General features: G+C 65.9%; 16 protein-coding genes, 1 tRNA gene and 1 pseudogene. 13 read left to right on the plus strand and 5 right to left on the minus strand.

Annotated elements, in window-relative coordinates; translation table 11 throughout:
* Window positions 1–12 precede the first annotated feature (12 nt).
* From ABNX08_RS01120 to ABNX08_RS01135, 4 genes are all read left to right on the plus strand, one after another.
* Window positions 13–849, plus strand: a complete 837-nt coding sequence (locus ABNX08_RS01120) for an SDR family oxidoreductase (protein WP_349604742.1) — start codon at window positions 13–15, stop codon at window positions 847–849.
* Between the two features lie 102 nt (window positions 850–951).
* Entirely contained in the window at window positions 952–1,353 is a 402-nt protein-coding gene (locus ABNX08_RS01125) for a dihydroneopterin aldolase (protein ID WP_022533327.1), read from the plus strand.
* Window positions 1,354–1,461: 108 nt separating this feature from the next.
* Window positions 1,462–2,403, plus strand: a complete 942-nt coding sequence (gene ttcA, locus ABNX08_RS01130; RefSeq protein WP_022533328.1) for a tRNA 2-thiocytidine(32) synthetase TtcA — start codon at window positions 1,462–1,464, stop codon at window positions 2,401–2,403.
* A 123-nt stretch (window positions 2,404–2,526) separates the two neighbouring features.
* Window positions 2,527–3,843: an IS4 family transposase gene (locus tag ABNX08_RS01135; protein WP_349604739.1), complete on the plus strand. Its 1,317-nt coding sequence runs from the start codon at window positions 2,527–2,529 to the stop codon at window positions 3,841–3,843.
* A 49-nt stretch (window positions 3,844–3,892) separates the two neighbouring features.
* Here ABNX08_RS01135 and ABNX08_RS01140 read toward each other — a convergent pair whose 3' ends face one another.
* Window positions 3,893–4,720, minus strand: coding sequence for a DUF6279 family lipoprotein (locus tag ABNX08_RS01140; RefSeq protein WP_041680922.1), 828 nt, complete (start codon window positions 4,718–4,720; stop codon window positions 3,893–3,895).
* A gap of 290 nt (window positions 4,721–5,010) precedes the next feature.
* Here ABNX08_RS01140 and glmU point away from each other — a divergent pair, with 290 nt between their 5' ends.
* Both glmU and glmS read left to right on the plus strand, forming a co-directional pair.
* Window positions 5,011–6,375 carry a bifunctional UDP-N-acetylglucosamine diphosphorylase/glucosamine-1-phosphate N-acetyltransferase GlmU gene (glmU, locus tag ABNX08_RS01145; RefSeq protein ID WP_022533330.1) on the plus strand — a complete coding sequence of 455 codons (1,365 nt, stop codon included), beginning with the start codon at window positions 5,011–5,013 and terminating at the stop codon, window positions 6,373–6,375.
* A 112-nt stretch (window positions 6,376–6,487) separates the two neighbouring features.
* On the plus strand, window positions 6,488–8,326 hold the full coding sequence (gene glmS, locus ABNX08_RS01150; protein ID WP_349604737.1) for a glutamine--fructose-6-phosphate transaminase (isomerizing): 1,839 nt from the start codon (window positions 6,488–6,490) through the stop codon (window positions 8,324–8,326).
* A gap of 133 nt (window positions 8,327–8,459) precedes the next feature.
* On the opposite strand, the gene ABNX08_RS01155 is transcribed toward glmS, so the two are convergent.
* Window positions 8,460–9,458 carry a LysR family transcriptional regulator gene (locus ABNX08_RS01155; RefSeq protein ID WP_349604736.1) on the minus strand — a complete coding sequence of 333 codons (999 nt, stop codon included), beginning with the start codon at window positions 9,456–9,458 and terminating at the stop codon, window positions 8,460–8,462.
* A gap of 68 nt (window positions 9,459–9,526) precedes the next feature.
* Here ABNX08_RS01155 and ABNX08_RS01160 point away from each other — a divergent pair, with 68 nt between their 5' ends.
* The 4 genes from ABNX08_RS01160 to ABNX08_RS01175 all read left to right on the plus strand — a co-directional run bounded on the left by ABNX08_RS01160 (window position 9,527) and on the right by ABNX08_RS01175 (window position 12,231).
* Window positions 9,527–10,507, plus strand: coding sequence for a tripartite tricarboxylate transporter substrate binding protein (locus ABNX08_RS01160; protein WP_349604734.1), 981 nt, complete (start codon window positions 9,527–9,529; stop codon window positions 10,505–10,507).
* A gap of 284 nt (window positions 10,508–10,791) precedes the next feature.
* Complete coding sequence (gene bfr / locus ABNX08_RS01165) at window positions 10,792–11,268, plus strand: bacterioferritin (protein ID WP_022533334.1); 477 nt, start codon at window positions 10,792–10,794, stop codon at window positions 11,266–11,268.
* Between the two features lie 99 nt (window positions 11,269–11,367).
* Window positions 11,368–11,442, plus strand: a tRNA-Cys gene (locus tag ABNX08_RS01170).
* A gap of 345 nt (window positions 11,443–11,787) precedes the next feature.
* Complete coding sequence (locus ABNX08_RS01175; RefSeq protein WP_022533335.1) at window positions 11,788–12,231, plus strand: GNAT family N-acetyltransferase; 444 nt, start codon at window positions 11,788–11,790, stop codon at window positions 12,229–12,231.
* Window positions 12,232–12,267: 36 nt separating this feature from the next.
* Here ABNX08_RS01175 and dmeF read toward each other — a convergent pair whose 3' ends face one another.
* Complete coding sequence (gene dmeF, locus ABNX08_RS01180; RefSeq protein WP_022533336.1) at window positions 12,268–13,254, minus strand: CDF family Co(II)/Ni(II) efflux transporter DmeF; 987 nt, start codon at window positions 13,252–13,254, stop codon at window positions 12,268–12,270.
* 251 nt (window positions 13,255–13,505) lie between these two features.
* Between dmeF and ABNX08_RS01185 the strand changes: the two genes are divergently transcribed.
* Window positions 13,506–14,384 carry an alpha/beta fold hydrolase gene (locus ABNX08_RS01185; RefSeq protein ID WP_022533337.1) on the plus strand — a complete coding sequence of 293 codons (879 nt, stop codon included), beginning with the start codon at window positions 13,506–13,508 and terminating at the stop codon, window positions 14,382–14,384.
* A gap of 397 nt (window positions 14,385–14,781) precedes the next feature.
* A pseudogene (locus tag ABNX08_RS01190) lies at window positions 14,782–15,348 on the plus strand (acyloxyacyl hydrolase).
* A 52-nt stretch (window positions 15,349–15,400) separates the two neighbouring features.
* On the opposite strand, the gene ABNX08_RS01195 reads toward ABNX08_RS01190, so the two are convergent.
* On the minus strand, window positions 15,401–16,624 hold the full coding sequence (locus ABNX08_RS01195) for an RNA-guided endonuclease TnpB family protein (RefSeq protein WP_022533340.1): 1,224 nt from the start codon (window positions 16,622–16,624) through the stop codon (window positions 15,401–15,403).
* A gap of 22 nt (window positions 16,625–16,646) precedes the next feature.
* Between ABNX08_RS01195 and tnpA the strand changes: the two genes are divergently transcribed.
* Window positions 16,647–17,060, plus strand: a complete 414-nt coding sequence (gene tnpA / locus ABNX08_RS01200; protein WP_374063612.1) for an IS200/IS605 family transposase — start codon at window positions 16,647–16,649, stop codon at window positions 17,058–17,060.
* A gap of 78 nt (window positions 17,061–17,138) precedes the next feature.
* On the opposite strand, the gene ABNX08_RS01205 is transcribed toward tnpA, so the two are convergent.
* The gene (locus tag ABNX08_RS01205) at window positions 17,139–18,605 is read right to left on the minus strand and encodes a PLP-dependent aminotransferase family protein (RefSeq protein ID WP_022533342.1); all 1,467 of its coding nucleotides are present in this window, start codon (window positions 18,603–18,605) and stop codon (window positions 17,139–17,141) included.
* Between the last annotated feature and the right edge of the window lie 19 nt (window positions 18,606–18,624).

Here is an 18,624-nt window from a genome sequence, read left to right on the forward strand (position 1 = left end):
GCGATTGTAGCAATGCCCGCATCCAATACTCCGGCCGGCCAACCGCCCGCCCAGCCAGGCCAGCCCGCCACGCGCGGCGTGGCGCTCGTGACCGGCGGCGCGCGCCGCCTGGGCCGCGCCATCGCGCTCGAACTTGCCGCGCAGGGCTGGGACGTGGCCGTGCACTGCCATCGCTCTGTGGACGAGGCCGAGGCCCTGGCCACGCAGATCCGCGCCCTCGGCCGCCGCGCCGCGGTGCTGCGCGCCGACCTGGCCGACGAAGCCGCCACCGGCCGCCTGGTGGCCGACTGCACGGCCGTGCTGGGCGTGCCCACCTGCCTGGTCAACAATGCCTCGTTGTTCCAGTACGACGTGGCGACCAGTTTCTCGTATGCGTCGCTCGATACGCATATGCGCACCAATGTGGCGGCGCCGTTGCTGCTGGCGCGCGAACTGCACAAGGCCCTCACTGCCGCAGCCGGCTCTGACAAGGCCGCCGAGCTGCGCGGCGTGGTGATCAACCTGCTCGACCAGAAGCTGGATAACCTGAACCCCGATTTCCTGTCGTACACGCTGTCCAAGGCCGCGCTGCAGACCGCCACGGTGCAGCTGGCGCAGGCGCTGGCGCCGCGCCTGCGCGTGGTCGGCGTGGCACCGGGCATCACGCTGGTGTCGGGGGAGCAGTCCGAGCAGAGCTTCCGCCGCGCGCACCGGGTGACGCCGCTGGGCCAGTCGTCCACGCCCGAGGACATCGCCCAGGCGGTGGCCTACTTGGCGCAGGCGCGCGCCGTGACCGGCACCACGCTTTACGTGGACGGCGGCCAGCACCTGATGCCGCTCGCGCGCGACGTGATGTTCCTGACCGAGTAAGCTGGAAGCCAGCCTTCCTCCGAAATTCGGGATTACCGAAGTACCGATCGATGTGCCGCGCCCGCCGGGCGCGGTTTACTTTTTTCTCCCTCCGCTGCCGCCATGACCATGCTCGCCGCCCTTTCCCACCCCAGCCTGCAAGACTGCCGACGCATGTTCCTGCGCAACTACGAAGTGCAGATCAATATCGGCGTGCACGAGTTCGAAAAGAAGGGCGAACAGCGGGTGCTGATCAATATCGACCTGTTCGTGCCGCTGGCGCAGAGCACGCCCCAGGCGGACAAGCTCGAAGAAGTGGTCGACTACGACTTCATGCGCAACACCGTGGCCGAGCGCATGGCGCAAGGCCACGTGCACCTGCAGGAAACCTTGTGCGACGACGTCGCGCGCGCCATGCTCAAGCATCCCAAGGTGCGCGCGGTGCGTGTCTCGACCGAAAAGCCCGACGTGTACCCGGACTGCGATTCGGTCGGCGTCGAGGTCTTCCATATCAAGCAGGCCTGAGCCGCGGCCAACTGGCGCCAGCATCGTGCGGGCGCCTAAAGTAAAATGTTGCCCCTTCGCGCCGCGCCGGCCATTCCATCCGGCGGGCGCCACGCAACAGGATGCTCCATGAGCCACTCGAACAACTTCTACCGCCTCGAGACGAGGCTGCAATCGCAAACCGGCAAGGCCATTGGCGACTTCGGCATGATCGAGGACGGCGACACCGTGCTCGTCTGCATGAGTGGCGGCAAGGACTCGTACACCATGCTGTCGGTCCTGATGGCGCTGCAGAAGCGCGCGCCGATCAAGTTCAAGCTGATCGCGATGAACCTGGACCAGAAGCAGCCCGGCTTCCCGGAGCACGTGCTGCCGGAGTACCTGAAGTCGGTGGGGGTGGAATACCTGATCGTCGAGGCGGACACCTACTCGATCGTCAAGGAGAAGGTGCCCGAGGGCAAGACCACCTGCTCGCTGTGCTCGCGCCTGCGCCGCGGCGTGATCTACCGCACCGCCAAGGAGCTGGGCGCCAACAAGATCGCGCTGGGCCACCACCGTGACGACATCGTCCAGACCTTCTTCCTGAACATGTTCTTCGGCGGCAAGATGAAGGCGATGCCGCCCAAGCTGTCGACCGACGACGGCCAGCACATCGTGATCCGCCCGCTGGCCTACTGCTCGGAGAAGGACATCGCCGCGTATGCGCGTGCGATGGAATTCCCGATCATCCCGTGCAACCTGTGCGGCTCGCAGGAGAACCTGCAGCGCAAGAAGGTCAGCGAGATGCTGCAGCAGTGGGAGCGCGAGAACCCGGGGCGCATCGACAATATCTTCTCGGCGCTGCGCAACGTGGTGCCGTCGCACCTGGCCGATACCGAGTTGTTCCCGTTCACGGGCCTGGCCACCGGGCTGGCCAAGGTGGATGAGGCCTCGCTGTTCGGCGAGACCACCTTCCAGCAGCAGCCGCTGGTGTTCGCCGGCAGCGTGGAAGAGAACCGGATGGAGTTCGTGCGCTTCGAGCGCCCGGCCGCGGCAGCAACGCCCGCGGCGGAGCAGGCCGGCACGCAGTAACGCTGCGCCAGCCATACAGCAAAACGCCCGCTTTGCGCGGTAATGCCGTTCAGTTAAGTCTGAACGGCATTTTTCTTTGCAGGGGTTGTAAACAAGGTGTCGAGCTGTTAACTTGCCGTTCCGATGCTATCGGAACAAGTCCACGCCACCCTTGAGCTTAGTGAGCCGGCCAGTTTTGCCCGGCTCAGCGAGCATCTGCCGATGGCTTGGATTGAGCAGGCGCTGGCAGCCACAGGAATAGCGTCCGTTCGCCGGCGTCGACTGCCAGCAGAGCAGGTGGTCTGGCTGGTCATCGCGCTGGCGCTCTATCGGCACCAATCGATTCCCGATGTGCTGGAGACGCTGGACCTGGCACTGCCCAACGATGTCAACGCCTGTGTCAGCAAGAGCGGGATTGCCCAAGCCCGCGAGCGGCTTGGAGACAAGCCTCTGTTGTGGCTGTTCGAGCAGACCGCGCGGGCGTGGGTGGCTCAGGATGCTGCGCACTACAAATGGAAGGGCTTGGCGCTTTACGCCATGGATGGGACCACCTTCCGCACCGCCGATAGCCCTGAGAATCGCCTCCACTTTGGCGCGCAGAGCTACGCCAGCGGCAAGGTCGCCAGCTATCCACAAGTCCGCGGGGTCTCGCTCACGGCTGTTCCCACCCATCTTGTTGCCGATATCGCCTTTGGCTGTTATGGGCGCAACGAGATGCTCTATGCCAAGGAGCTCATTGAGCGGATCCCGGATCATTCGTTGACGATCTTTGACAAGGGCTTTCTGGCCGCAGAAATCCTGTGGGGCTTGCGCATGGGCGGCAGCGAGCGCCACTTCCTGATCCCCGCCAAGAAGAATCTGCAGTGGGAGCTGCTCTCAGGCAACGAGGGCGATGGCATCGTCCAGATGAAGGTCTCGCCTCAGGCTCGCCGCAAGAATCCTGCCTTGCCAGAGACTTGGACAGCTCGCGCGATCCGGGATGAGGACTCAGGCCGCGTCCTGTTGACCTCGTTGACAGACCGTCGGCGCTTCAAGGCAGCCGACATCATTGGGTGCTACAAGCGCCGTTGGGAAATCGAAACCAGCTATCGGGAACTGAAGCAGACGATGCTCGGGGCCGAACTGACCTTGCGCAGCCGCCAGCCTGAGGGCGTGCATCAGGAAATCTGGGGAGCACTGATTGCGTACAACCTGGTGCGTCTGGAGATGGCCAAGGCTGCGCTCGAGGCCCGCGCCGAGCCCACCGACCTGAGCTTTGTGCTGGCCTTGCGCCTGATACAGGGCGAGTTGATCTGGGCAGCCGGCATGGCCCCAGGCAAGCTGCCGGCCCATCTGCAGCGCATGCGCGCCAAACTTCAGTTGGCGATCGTCCAAAAACGACGGGGGCGTAAGTGCCCCCGTGTAGTCAAAGCCCTGCCTAAGCGCTACTCCGTCCGGTTCCTCAGAAAGGACCTTAACTGAACGGCATTACGCTTTGCGCGGGCGTTTTGCCTTGGGCGAGGCCGTGGCTTCAGTTGGCCGCCGCCGACCGCACCGGCCCGCTCGCCTTATCGCGCATCAGCGCATGCGTATCGTCGATCCACTTCTGGAAGCGGTCTTCGGCGTGCGCCTTCTGCTTGGGCGTGGTCATGTTGGCGATAGCCACGGTCAGCGCAACGCCGGCGTTGTTGGTGGCCTCGTGGCTGACGGCGCGCCTGCCCGGCGGGTTTTGCCAGTATTCGCGGAAGCGCCGCAGCAGGTCCATCACCTGCGCCTTGGGCGGTTGCGTAGTCTGCACGTAGCGCACCAGCTTGATCCATTCCTGCTGCCGGGCCACGCGCTCGGCATAGCGGGCGTCGGCGTTCTGCACCACCGGGGCGAGCGCGGCGCGGATCGCCTTCTCCTGTTCGTTGGAGAAGCTGCCGTAGACCAGCTTGGCGTATTCCATCACCTTGTCAAAGCGCGCCTCTTCGCGCTCGGCCGGCTTGGAATTCAGGAATGTCTTGCGGTACTTGGCATTGCCGTCGGCGAACTTCTTCTCCATCCGGCTGATCTGCTCAGGCGTCAGCGTCAGCAGCAGGTCGGCCATGTCGGGCATCGCATAGTCAAATGACTGGCGCGCGAGCCGCTGCGAAGCGTCCTGGAAGTGCTCGACCATGGCCGGGGTGACCGGCTGGCGCACCTCGGCCTTGGCGTGCTGCAGCAGGCTGGCGATCTCCGGAAGCTGCGCCTTGCGGTGCCAGGCGAAGAAGCGCGCGATGGCCTCGCGCGTGTGCGGTTCCTGCTCGGAACTGACGTCGACATAGTTGTCGATCCACCAGTACGCCAGGTGGTCGCCCTGCTGGTATCCCAGCTTCATGGCGCTGCATGCGCACAGTGCCGCCGCACCCAGAAACACGAAAATCCGCCGTGCCCAGCGATTGTGAGTTTCAGAAACAGCGGCGCGTTGCGCAGAATGCGCCATGTTAAAATCGGCGCGCATCGCCCCGGGCTTGTTTCGCTGGCCGCCAGCCCAGTGCTGGCAAGGGTTTGCGGGATTTTTCGCGGACCCGGCGGCGCTGTTCCGCCAACCCTGGCGGTACATTCCGCGAAACACCCGGCCGGCGTTTTCCAGAATATTTTTGGACACACTCACTTAGGGGTCTCCTTGTGAATATCGTCATTCTCGCCGCGGGCATGGGCAAGCGGATGTATTCCGATTTGCCCAAGGTGCTGCACCCGGTTGCGGGGCGGCCCATGCTGGCCCACGTCCTGGATACGGCTCGTGCGCTGTCGCCGTCGCGGCTGGTCGTCGTCGTCGGTCACGGTGCCGCGCGCGTGCGCGAGGCCGTTGCCGCAGACGATGTCGCCTTCGCCGAGCAGGCCCAGCAGCTCGGCACGGGCCATGCGGTGATGCAGGCACTTCCATTGTTGGACGACAGCCAGCCTACATTGGTTCTGTATGGTGACGTGCCGCTCACTACCGCCGCCACGCTCAAGGCACTGGTGGCCGAAGCCGGCGCACGGCGCTTCGGGGTGCTGACGGTGGAAATGCCCGATCCGACCGGCTATGGCCGCATCGTGCGCGACGCCGCCGGCAACGTCGTCCGCATTGTCGAGCAAAAGGACGCCAGCGACGCGGTCAAGGCGATCCGCGAGATCAACACCGGCATTATCGTGTGCCCGACCGGCCACCTGCGCAAGTGGCTTTCCACACTGCGCAACGACAACGCCCAGGGCGAGTACTATCTGACGGACACCGTCGAGCGCGCCGCCACCGAAGGCGTGGAGATCGTCTCGGCCCAGCCTGCGGCGATCTGGGAGACGCTTGGCGTCAACAGCAAGCTGCAACTGGCGGAGGTCGAGCGCATCCACCAGGGCAACCAGGCCCGCCGCCTGCTGGAAGCCGGCGTGACGCTGCTGGATCCGGCCCGCATCGACGTGCGCGGCGAGCTGACCTGCGGCCGCGACGTCACCATCGACGTCGGCTGCGTGTTCGAAGGCCGCGTGCACCTGGAGGACGGTGCCCGGATCGGCGCCAATTGCGTGATCCGCAACAGCACCGTGGGTGCCGGCGCGCTGGTGCACCCGTTCTGCCATATCGACGAGGCCAGGATCGGCCCGGCCGGCCGCATCGGCCCGTACGCGCGCCTGCGCCCCGGCACCGAGCTGGGCGAGGACGTGCATATCGGCAATTTCGTCGAAGTCAAGAACGCACAGGTGGCTGCGCACAGCAAGGCCAACCACCTGGCCTATGTGGGCGACGCCACAGTGGGGTCGCGCGTCAACATTGGCGCGGGTACCATCACCTGCAACTATGACGGTGTGAACAAGCACCGCACGGTGATCGAGGACGATGTCTTTATCGGGTCCGACACGCAGCTGGTGGCGCCGGTGACGGTGCGCCGCGGCGCCACGTTGGGCGCCGGCACCACGCTGACCAAGGAGGCGCCCGCCGACAAGCTGACGCTGTCGCGGGCCAAGCAGCTGACCATCGACGCCTGGCAGCGTCCGGTCAAGCAGCCGAAGAAGTAATCGTCAGGCCGCCGCTTGAGCGGCCAGGGAAACGCCGCCTCCGCCTCGCCGGGGCGGCGTCAGTGGTTTGATACCGGCGCCGCACAGGCGGCGCCTGAAACGGGGGTTCACCATGTGTGGCATCGTCGGCGCGGTTTCAACGCGCAATATCGTTCCGGTCCTGATCGAAGGGCTGCGCCGCCTGGAGTATCGCGGCTATGACTCGTGCGGCGTCGCCGTCGTGCGCGACGATGCGGTCGAGCGCGCGCGCACCGTGTCGCGCGTGGCCGACCTGGACGCGCAGACCCAGGCCTCGGGCCTGTCCGGCTTTACCGGCGTCGCGCATACCCGCTGGGCCACCCACGGCAAGCCCGATACCACCAACGCGCACCCGCACCTGTCGGGCGAGACCATCGCGCTGGTGCACAACGGCATCATCGAGAACTACGAGCCGCTGCGCGAGGAACTGCGCGCGGTCGGCTACGGCTTCGAGTCGCAGACTGACACGGAAGTGGTCGCCCACCTGATCCACCAGGCCTACACCTACCCGAGCAGCGCCACGCGCGGCGACCTGTTCGGCTCGGTGCGCGCGGTGACCAAGCGCCTGCACGGCGCCTACGCCATCGCCGTATTCGCCAAGGACCTGCCCGGCGTCGTGGTCGGCGCGCGCGCCGGTTCGCCGCTGGTGGTGGCGCTGGGCGAGAACGAGGCCTTCCTCGCCTCCGACGCGCTTGCCGTGGCCGGCACCGCCAACCGCATCATCTACCTGGAAGAGGGTGATGTGGTCGAGATCTCGCTGGATGGCGTGGCCATCCACGACGCACAAGACCACGCGGTCGAGCGCGAGGCGCACCTGGTCGAAGCCCACGCCGCGTCGGTCGAACTGGGCCCATACCGCCACTTCATGCAGAAGGAAATCTTCGAGCAGCCGCGCGCGCTGGGCGACACGCTGGAAGGCATCGAGACCATCTCGCCGGCACTGTTCGGCCCGGGCGCCGCCGAGGTCTTTGCCGGCATCGACAGCATCCTGATCCTGGCCTGCGGCACCAGCTACTACTCCGGCTGCACGGCCAAGTACTGGCTGGAAAGCATCGCCAAGATCCCGACCCAGGTCGAGGTTGCCAGCGAATACCGCTACCGCGACACCGTGCCGAATCCGCGCGCGCTGGTGGTGGTGATCTCGCAGTCCGGCGAGACCGCGGACACCATGGCCGCGCTGCGCCACGCACGCGCGCTCGGCCATGTCCATACGCTGGCGGTGTGCAACGTCGCCACCAGCGCGATGGTGCGCGAAACCGAACTGCGCTTCCTGACCCGCGCCGGCACCGAGATCGGCGTGGCCTCGACCAAGGCCTTCACCACGCAGCTGGCCGCGCTGTACATGCTGACGCTGGCGCTGGCCAAGACGCGCGGCCTGCTGACCGATGAGGCCGAGGCTCGCGACCTGGCCAACCTGCGCCACCTGCCCGCCGCGCTGCACGGCGTGCTGGCGCTGGAGCCGCAGATCATCGCCTGGTCGGAAGACTTCGCGCGCCGCGAGAACGCGCTGTTCCTGGGCCGTGGCCTGCACTACCCGATCGCGCTGGAAGGCGCGCTCAAGCTCAAGGAAATCTCGTATATCCATGCCGAGGCCTATCCGGCGGGCGAACTGAAGCACGGGCCGCTGGCGCTGGTGACCGAGGCGATGCCGGTGGTCACGGTCGCGCCCAATGACGCGCTGCTGGAAAAGCTCAAGTCCAATATCCAGGAAGTGCGCGCGCGCGGTGGCCGGCTCTATGTGTTTGCCGACAGCGATACGCAGATCCAGTCGTCGGACGGCATCCAGGTGATCCGCATGCCTGAGCACTATGGCGACCTGTCGCCGATCCTGCATGTGGTGCCGCTGCAGCTGCTGGCGTATCACACGGCGTGTGCGCGGGGAACGGATGTGGACAAGCCGCGCAACCTGGCGAAGTCGGTGACGGTGGAGTAAGTCGGCGCATCATCATGCAAAAGAGGCCCTTCTGGGCCTCTTTGCTTTGGTGCGCAGGCTCACGCCACATACAGCAGGCACGCCCGCGCTGTCAGCGGATACACCAAGCTTGTGCCAGTGAGCCACGGGCGGGTCAGCCTGCATGCGGCGGCGCACCTTGGCTTTGCGCCAGCACTTCATGCACCAGCGCCGCGAACGCGCGTACGGCCGGCGAGGGCGAGTGCCCGGCCAGCGACACGATGCCGTACTGCGCCCTGAGTTCGCTGGGCGGGCGCATCGGCAGGGCCACCGCCGCGCCTTGCGCACAGGCGTCGGCCATCATCGCCGCCGGTACCAGCGCCACGGCGTCGGTGCCCAGCATCAGCGTGCGCAGCGCGTGCATGTCGTTGCAGGTGACGGTCAACAGGGCGGGGGCGTCTTCGCCGGCCGGGCCGGCATTCTCACCAGCATCGTGCAGCGCTTGCCGGAAGAAATCGCGGATATGCGGCGGCAGCCGCGGCCCCGCCACCGGGAAGGCCGTCAGCGCGGGGAGGCTGACTTCGCGCAACTGCGCCAGCGGATGCGCGCGGCGCACGAAGAACCCGGTCTCGAGCGCCGGCAGCCGCTCGATCTGCAGGTGGCCGAGCGCCGCCAGGCTGCGGCTTTCTCCGACGAAGATGTCGAGCCGCTCGGCTTCCAGCGCGCGCAGCATGGCCGGGGTGTCGGCGGTCTCCACGTCGATGCGCAGGCGCGGGTAGCGCCGCACCAGCGCCTCCAGCACCGGATCGAGCAGGAACGACGCGGCGAACGGCCCGAAACCGGCGCGGATCTCGCCGATCTCCACGTCCTCCAGCAGCTGCAGGTCGCGCCGCAGCTCGCGGCCCTCGCGCAGCATGCGCCGCGCGCGTTCCAGCACCAGCGCGCCGGCTGCGGTCGGGCGCACTTTGCCGTAGCTGCGGTCGATCAGCTGGCCCAGGTCGGCTTCCAGCGCCTGGATGCTGCGCGTCAGCGCCGGCTGCGACAGGTGCAGTGCGGTGGCGGCGCGGGCAAAGCTGCCCTGTTCGACCAGGGTGACGAAGTGATGCAGCTGCCTTATTCCCATCAAGCCCATGAACTTAACCGTTTCTGCATGGAAATATGAAAAATATTGCATTGGACGTGGTTTCTCAAGCCCGCTACCGTTGTCCTCCAAAACCATAAAGACGACCTGGAGACGACGACATGAACCGACGCGCAATGCTCGCGCTCGCACTCGGCGGGCTTACGCTCAGCCTGGCCCTGCCGGCCGCGGCGCAAACCTATCCCGTCAAGCCCATCCGCATCGTGGTGCCCTATGTGGCCGGCGGCGGCACCGACACCATTGCCCGCGCCATGGGCGAGAAGCTCAGCAAGCGGCTGGGCCAGCCCGTGGTGGTGGACAACAAGGCCGGCGCCTCCGGCATCATCGGCACCGACGCCGTGGCCAAGGCCGCGCCCGACGGCTACACGCTGCTGCTGACGATCACGCAGTCGGTGCTGACCAACCAGTTCCTGTACGAGAAGCTGCCCTACGACCCGCGCAAGGACCTGACCATGATCAGCGTGCTGGCCGATGCGCAACTGGTGCTGGTGGTGCATCCGTCGGTGCCGGCGCGCACGGTGCGTGAGCTGGGCGACTACGCGCGCGCCCGGCCGGGCAAGGTCACCTATGCCTCGTGGGGCGTGGGCTCGCTGTCGCATCTGAGCGGCGCCTACTTCAGCAAGCTCACGCGCGGCGATGCCACGCACGTGCCGTACAAGGGCGAGGCGCCAATGATGCAGGACCTGCTGGGCGGCCAGGTGCAGTTCGGCTTTGCCAGCATCCTGACGGCCAAGCCGTATATCCAGAGCGGCAAGCTCAAGGCCCTGGCAGTCACCGGCACGCAGCGTAGCAGCGCGCTGCCGGAGATGCCGACCTTTGCCGAATCCGGCATGCAGGACAGCGCCTTCAAGACGCTGGGATGGATCGGCCTGCTGGCGCCGGTGGGGGTGCCCGCGCCGGTGGTCGCAAAGCTGGAAGGCGAGGTGCGCGCAATCCTGCAGACGCCGGATATGCAGGCGCGGCTGGTGGCGCTGGGACTGCGCACCGTGGGCAGTTCGCCGGCCGAGGCGCAGGCGCTTTATGCGCGCGACTGGCCGGTGCTGAAAACGCTGGTGGCGGATTCGGGCGCGAAGCTGGACTGATTATTCCTGCCTGAATCCCGAGGACGGGCGGCGCGGCGGATACCGCGTCCGCCCGTTTTTCATTTGGTTATCGTGTGCGAATCGGACGAATAGAGGGCGAATAGAAACTATTGCCATTCGCATCCTCAATTAGCCCGGGGAAACTGGAAAACCCGCCGAATTCGCTTGATGTACGCCTTGGCCGGACTACCATGAAAGCCACGACGGGAGATTCCCTGCGGATATTCCGTGTGCATGAAAATAATAATTGATCCACCCGTATCGAGGGGTCGTTAGGGGTTGCCATGAAAAGCGACAAAAAGGTGATCCAGTTGCTCAATGGCCAGCTCAGGCATGAGCTCACCGCGATCAACCAGTATTTCCTGCATGCCCGCATGTACGGGCATTGGGGGCTCAATGCCCTGGGCAAGCACGAATACGAGGAATCGATCGAGGAAATGAAGCATGCCGACAAGCTGATCGAGCGCATCCTGCTGCTTGACGGCCTGCCCAACCTGCAGGACCTGAACAAGCTGCTGATCGGCGAAAACACCGAGGAAATGCTCGGCTGCGACCTGAAGCTGGAGCAGGTCTCGCAGGCAAGCTGCAAGGATGCGATCAAGTATTTCGAATCGGTCGGCGACTACGTGTCGCGCAAGGTCGTGGTCGATATCCTGGAGGCCACCGAAGAGCATATCGACTGGCTTGAAGCGCAGCTCGAACTGATTGGCAAGGTCGGCGCGCAGAACTATATCCAGTCCGCCATGGGCGACATCGGCTAGCCGCTCCGGGGCAGCGCCTGCGCGGTGCCCTGCAGACTTTTCCATTTCCCGCTACACTGCGGCCCGCAACCCGACGCGCCTGTATGACGCGTCGTCCACGGCGGGGTGGCAGAGTGGTGATGCAACGGCCTGCAAAGCCGTGTACGACGGTTCGATTCCGTATCCCCGCCTCCAGTATTCTCTTGCCGGCGCATTGCCGCCGGGCGTGAACGGCATCCCGTTCCTTTGCGCTGCGCGACGCTCCTGCAACGCGCTCATCTCTCAGCGTTTTCCCGCATACCACTCCGGCCGCGTGAACGCGCAGCCATGCGCGCGCCTGCGCCAAAATAACCTACGTATTTCCGTACACCCCCCTTATTCGGTTTCATCCCTGATAGATCAAAGCGGGCGGATCGGGTAGTGTTGCGCGTCAGGCCAAAACGGCCTGCGTGCATAGCGCGCCGCCTGCCGGCAGCGCAACCATGACCGGGCTTCCATGGTGTTCCCGTCGCTAAGTGATGTGAAGAAGAGAGGCTCCAGATGATCAAGGACCTGCGGATCCGGGCGGCCATGCCCTCGGACGCGCCAGCCGTGGGCGCAGTGCTCGAGCGTTGCGGCCTGCCGACAGACGATGTGTTCCGCTTGCTGGAGCACTTCCACGTCGCCATTCTCGAATCGCAGATCATCGGCTGCGCTGCCGGTGAGCTGTTCGGTCAGACCGTGGTCATCCGCTCGGTCGCCGTGCTGCCAGAGCACCGCGACCAGGGCGTGGCCACGCACGTGGTGCATGCCGCGCTGATGCGCGCGCGTGCCAACGGCGCGCGGCGCGCGGTGCTGCTGGCCTCGAGTTGCCCCAGCTATTTCGCCCGCTACGGCTTTACGCTGGTGCCGGCCGCCAAGCTGCCGCAGGAGGTGATGTCCTCCAGCGAATTCCATCGCCATACGGATACGCCGCCGCTGTGCATGTGGTGCGAGTTGAGCTGAGCCCGCACCAGGTGGAGTGAGCGGGAGATGCGCGCGTCAGTGCGCGCCATCCTCGCAGCGGCTGATCTCCACCGTCACGTGCACCAGTTCCTCGTGCACGGACAGCGCCTGCCGCACGCGTTGCGGCGTCAGCGCCTGGTCATGCGTCACCAGGCTGACGATGCAGGCGAACTTCTGCCGGCCTACGCGCCATACATGCAGGTCGGTCACGCTGGTAGGTTGCTCACCCTGGTTGTGGCCATGGTCGAGGCTCGCCAGCACCTCGCGCACTTCTTCCACCACTGGGTGGTCCATCTCGCGGTCCAGCAGCACCGTGCCGCTCTGGCGCAGCAGGCCGATCGCCCACTTGCCCACCAGCGCCGCGCCCACCAGCCCCATCACCGGGTCCAGCCAGGCCAAGCCCAGCCACCAGCCGCCGGCCAGCGCGACGAGCGCGAGCACCGAGGTCGCGGCATCGGCCAGCACGTGCATATAGGCGGCGCGCAGGTTGATGTCGTGGTGGTGCTGGCCGTCGTGGTCATGGTGATGGTGGCCATGCCCGTGATCGTGGCCATGATCGTGCCCGTGTGAATGCCCGCCGAGGATCAGCGCGCAGCCCAGGTTGACCAGCAGTCCCAGCGCGGTCACGGCCATGGCCTCGCGGTAGTGGATTGCCTGCGGGCTGAACAGCCGCTCGACCGAGCCCGCCGCCATCAGCGCCGCGATGCCCAGCAGGAACACCGCGCTGGCAAAGCCGGCCAGCACCTCGATCTTCCAGGTGCCGAAGGCAAAGCGCCAGTCGCCGGCATAGCGCCGCGCGGCCGCATAGGCAAAGGCCGACAGGCCGATGGCAAGGGCGTGCGAACTCATGTGCCAGCCATCGGCCAGCAGCGCCATCGAGTTGAACCAGAGGCCAGCGGCGATTTCCACCACCATGGTGACGGCGGTGATCGCCATCACCAGGCGCGTGCCGCGCTCGGCGGCGCGGTTGCCGGTGTCGAAGGCGTGGCTGTGGGTCCACGCGGACAGGTCGTGGGTGTGCATCGTCAGGTCCTGCTCAAAGCTTGAAGTCGGTCAGTCGCGACTCTGCGGGGCGGCCATTCACTCAGGCAAGGGTAGCAGAGCACCAGTGCGCCAACGGCTACATCCCTGACGGGCGCAGGGGCGGGTAGCCGGCCCAGATTGATGAATGCCTGGAACGAATGAGTGTCGCCAGAGGAAATCATTTCCATGGATTTCGTGATTACACTTAGCCATCGGACGCCAATGCCAGCGGCCAGCACAGGAGACAGACGATGTTCGAAGGATTCACGCCGCACCGGATCGATTGCGGCGAGGTAACCATACACGCGGTGGCGGGCGGGCAGGGCCCGGGTTTGCTGCTGCTGCACGGCCACCCGCAGACGCATGTGATCTGGCACAAGGTGGTGCCGGTGCTGGCGCAGCACTTCACCGTGGTGGCGGCCGACCTGCGCGGCTATGGCGACAGCGACAAGCCCGCCGGCCTGCCTGACCACGCCAACTACAGCAAGCGCACCATGGCCGCCGACCAGCTCGCGGTAATGCGCGCGCTGGGTTTCGACCAGTTCAGCGTGCTGGCGCACGATCGCGGCGCGCGCGTGGCGCACCGGCTGGCGGTCGACCATCCCGAGGCCGTGCAAAAGCTGGTGACGCTCGACATCGCGCCCACGCTGGCCATGTACGAGCAGACCCACGAGGCCTTTGCCCGCGCCTACTGGCACTGGTTCTTCCTGATCCGCCCGGCGCCGTTCCCCGAGACCCTGATCGAGGCCGATCCCGCGCTCTACCTGCGCCAGACCATGGGCAGCCGCAGCGCCGGGCTGGCGCCGTTCACCGACGCCGCCATGGCCGAGTACCTGCGCTGCCTGAGCCTGCCTGGCGCCGCCCACGGCCTGTGCGAGGACTACCGTGCCAGCGCCTCGATCGACCTGGAACATGACCGCGCGGACCTCGCTGCGGGGCGCATGGTCGAGTGCGAGATGCTGGCGCTGTGGGGCGAGCACGGCGCGGTGGGTCAGTGTTTCCGGCCGCTGGAAGCGTGGCGCGAGGTGGCGCGCCGGGTGCGCGGCCATGCGCTGCCGAGCGGGCACTACATCGCCGAAGAGATTCCTGAGCGCCTGCTCGAGGAAGTGCTGCCTTTCCTGCGCGGCTGACGGCGCCGCCGGCTGCTGCTGCCTTGCGGCGCAGCCGGTTTCCTCATGCCGGGTAGGCCCGGCACCTTTCCAAGCGCCCGGTTTCTGGAAGCGGTGTGTTTTCCACGTTGTGAAATATCCCAGTGTTTCGCTGGGATATTTCCGACGCCCTTACATACATTCATGAATGGATGTATGATTCGGCGAAGAATTCACATTGCCACAACATCTTTGTTGTCGTTTCCGAGATGAGCTACCGATTCATTGCCATTTGCCTCACCTCCTGGGTGGCCGTCTGCGCCACCGCGGGCTGGGTCGTCGAGCGCCTCTGGAGCTGACGCCGCGCCGGGGAGCGGCGCCGGTCATGCTCCCGCCAGAATAAAAAAAGCAGCACCCGAATCAGAAGAAGACGGCTCGCATGCGTACCCTCACCGCCTTGCTCGACCGGCTGGCCAGTAAGGCTGCCATTGCCGTGGCTGCGGCATTTACCCTGTGCGGCACCGCCTACGCCGACCCCGCCGTGTACGTCGCCTTCGGGCGCGACCCTGGCCACGACATCAACAAGTACGAGATCGGGCTGAACTGAGATTCCGGCTTTGCCTGGGGCAATCCACAGGGGTGGCTGGCCAGGCTGCAGTGGGAAGTGGAACTGGCCGAGTGGAACACGCGCAGCGGCACCAACCGCCGCAACATCACCGAGCTGGGCTTCTCGCCGATCTTGCGCGTGGAAAAGCGCGGCGGCGCGCTGGTGCCGTTCCTGGAGGCGTCGGTGGGCGCGCGCGTGCTCAGCCATACCAGCACCTCCGGCGAGCACCAGTTCAGCACCGCCTTCCAGTTCTCGGACATGATCGGCGTGGGCGTGGCCTTCGGCCCCAAGCAGGCGGCCGAGGCCGGCTTCCGCTTCCAGCACATCTCCAATGCCGGTATCAAGAATCCCAACCCGGGCTCCAACTTCTACACCGGCTACCTGCGCTATCGCTTCTGATTCTTTCCGTTGACATCCTCCCCGACCTGAAGGCCGGAGATTCCTACGGCGCTCAGACGCGGCATTGAGCCGCCCCTGAGTCGCTTCGATGGGTTCCTGCTGCTGACGCCGTTACCGCAGCGTTCACTTCACAGGCTAACCGGGCGTGTCCCGCCCTTAGAACATTGATCGCGCCGACCACATCGGCATTTTCCTCGAAACCGCATTCCACGCACTCGAACCGGGCTTGCGTCTGGCGGTTGTCTGCCGAGACATGGCCGCAGCATGGACAGGTGCGGCTCGTGTTCTGCGGTGGCACGGCGATGAGATAGCCACCGTTCCAAGCCAGCTTGTAGTCCAGTTGGCGGCGGAACTCGAACCAGCCTTGATCGAGGATGGCTTTGTTCAGGCCGGACTTGGCCTGAACCTGCTTACCCGGCTGTTCGGTGCTGCCTGCCGCCGACCTGGACATGTTCCGTACCTGCAAGTCCTCGATACACACCATCGCGTGGTTTTGGCTGATCGTGGTGGAGCACTTGTGGAGGTAGTCGCGGCGGGCATTGCCGAGGCGGGAATGGATGCGCTGGACGCGGGCTTTCGCCTTCTTCCAGTTGCTGCTGAACTTCTGTTTGCGGCTCATCGCCTGCTGCGCTTTGCGCAGCGCGGCCTCTTGCCGCTTGAAACTATTGAGCGGGGCGTAGAACGTCCCGTCCGAAAGCGTGGCGAACCGGGCAACACCCATGTCGATGCCAACCGCGCTCGCGGCCCGTGCCACCGGCTGTTCGACCTCACGCTCGGTCTGGATCGACACGAACCACTTGCCGCAGGACTGCCTGACTGTGACGTTCTTCACCACCCCCAGCACCTTCCGGCTGTTGCGGTATCGCAGCCAGCCCAGCTTGGGCAAAAACAGGCGGCTGCTGGCCTGGTCGAGCTTGATTTGCTTGGGGTCGGGATAGCGGAAACTGTCGCCCTGGCCCTTCTTCTTGAAGCGCGGAAAGTCGGCCCGCTTGGCAAAGAAGTTGCCGTAGGCCCGCTCCAAATCTTTGAGCGTCTGTTGCAGCGGATGAACCGGCGCATCGGCCAGCCATGCGGTTTCCGTGCTGTTGCGCCACTCGGTGAGCAGCTTGCACAGTCCGGCGTAGCCGTGCTTCTTCTCGCCTTGCTCGTAACGAGCCTTCTGCAACGCCAGTGCCTTGTTGAAGACGAACCGGCACGAACCAGAAAAGCGACGCATGTTGCGTTGCTGCTCGCCGGTCGGCATCAGTTCGTACTTGTAGGCTTGAAGTCGCTGCATGGCTCAATCATACTCTTGGCCTATGAGCGATGACAACGATATTAGACACGGAAGACACTGTGTTTTCAAGATGCACGTCCATTTGGTCTTCGTGGCGAAATACCGCCGCAGAGTGTTCGACGGCGACGCCATCAAACGGCTGCACGCCATCTTCGACAAGGTATGCGCCGACTTCGAGGCGAACTTGATCGAGATGGACGGCGAGGACGATCACGTTCACCTGCTGGTGGAGTACCCGCCAAAGGTCGCGGTGTCGAATCTGGTGAACAGCCTCAAGGGCGTGTCCAGCCGCCTGCTGCGCAAGGAAAGACCCGACATCCAGAAACGCTACTGGAAGGGCGTGCTGTGGTCGCCTTCCTACTTCGCATCATCCTGTGGCGGCGCACCGATCGCCATCGTGCGCCAGTACATCGAACAACAGCAGACCCCACACTGAAAAACCAACAGCAAGGACGGCTACGCCGTCCGCGCTATCCTTCCCCACCATGAATGGCGGGGCTTGCCGCGCACTGGGTCAGGCCGCCGCCGCGCGCGGCGCCTGCGCCAGGCTGTCGAAGAACTGCCATAGCTGCGGCGCATCGCCGGTGGCCACGTTGAAGCGGATCCACGGCGAATCGGTCTCGTCCGGCTCGAAGTACGAGCCCGGGGCCAGCCAGATGCCGTGTTCCAGCGCCAGCGTCGCCAGCCGGTTGCCGTGCAGCGGCTCGCCGCGCCTGCTGGCCTGCAGCCGCGCCTGTACCGCCTCGCTCAGCCGCGCCCACGCGAACATCCCGCCTTCCGGGCGCAGCAGCACTTCCAGCCCGTGGGCTTCCATCTTCTCGGTCACACGGTCCTGCTGCGCGCGCAGCCGTTCGGCCAGCGCCGCCACGTGGCGGCCGTAGTGGCCGCTGGTCAGCACCGAATAGACCAGCCGCTCCGTCACCTCCGACGAGGTCAGGCCGACCGCCATCTTGGTGCGCGCGAAGGCCTTGGCCAGGTCCGGGCTGGCGGCGAGATAGCCGACGCGCAGCGAAGGCGTGATGGTCTTGGAGAACCCGTTGACGTAGACCACCTGCGACAGTCCGTCCATGGCCGCCAGCATCGGCGAGCCGGCTGGCGCCAGTTCGCGATAGATGTCGTCTTCCACCACCAGCAGCCGGTGTTGCTCGGCCAGTTGCAGCACGCGGAAGGCGTTCATGCTGCTCAGGCTGGCGCCGGTCGGGTTCTGCAGCACGGTGTTGACGAACAGCGCGCGCGGCGCGTGCGCGCGGATGGCATCGTCCAGCGCATCGGTATCGAGCCCCGCCGCCGAGCGCGGCACGCCGACCACGCGCAAGCCAGCCAGCCGCAGGATCTGCAAGAGATTGCAGTAGCAGGGGGATTCCACCAGCACCGTGTCGCCGGCGCGCAGCAGCGTGCGCACCACCAGGTCCAGCGCCTGCGTCGCGCCCTGCGTCAGCACCACCTGCTGCGCCTGCAGCGGGATGCCGTACTGGCCCAGGCTGGTGGCGATATGCTCGCGCAGCGGCGCGAAACCGTACGGGTGGCCATAGCCCGATAGTTGCGCCGCCGGTACCCGCGCCGAGGCGCGCATGGCCTGGTGCAGCCCTTCCTCGTTGAGCCAGTCGCCGGGCAGCCAGCCCGCGCCCGCCTTGATCGGCACGGAGTGGTCGGCAAACACATCGGAGAGCAGCCACGCCGCGTTCAGCCCCGGTGCTTCCCATTGCGGCGCGCGTGCGTGGCCGGTGGGCGCATGGCGGTGCGCCACGGTATAGCCCGAGCCGGCACGCGCCGCCAGGTAGCCCAGCGCGGTCAGCCGGCCATAGGCCTCGGCCACGGTGAAGGTGCTGACGTGATGGTGCTGCGCAAAGCGGCGCACCGAGGGCAGCGCGGTGCCGGCGCGCAGCGCGCGCTGCTCCACCAGCTCGGCGATACCGGCCACGATCTGCTCGGTCAGGGTTTCGCCGCCGCGGCGGCTGCGGGTCAGGTTCAGGGTCAGCATCAGGCACTCTGGCAGGCAC

Source organism: Cupriavidus sp. DF5525, assembly GCF_040149425.2.
GTDB classification, from domain to species: domain Bacteria; phylum Pseudomonadota; class Gammaproteobacteria; order Burkholderiales; family Burkholderiaceae; genus Cupriavidus; species Cupriavidus pickettii_A.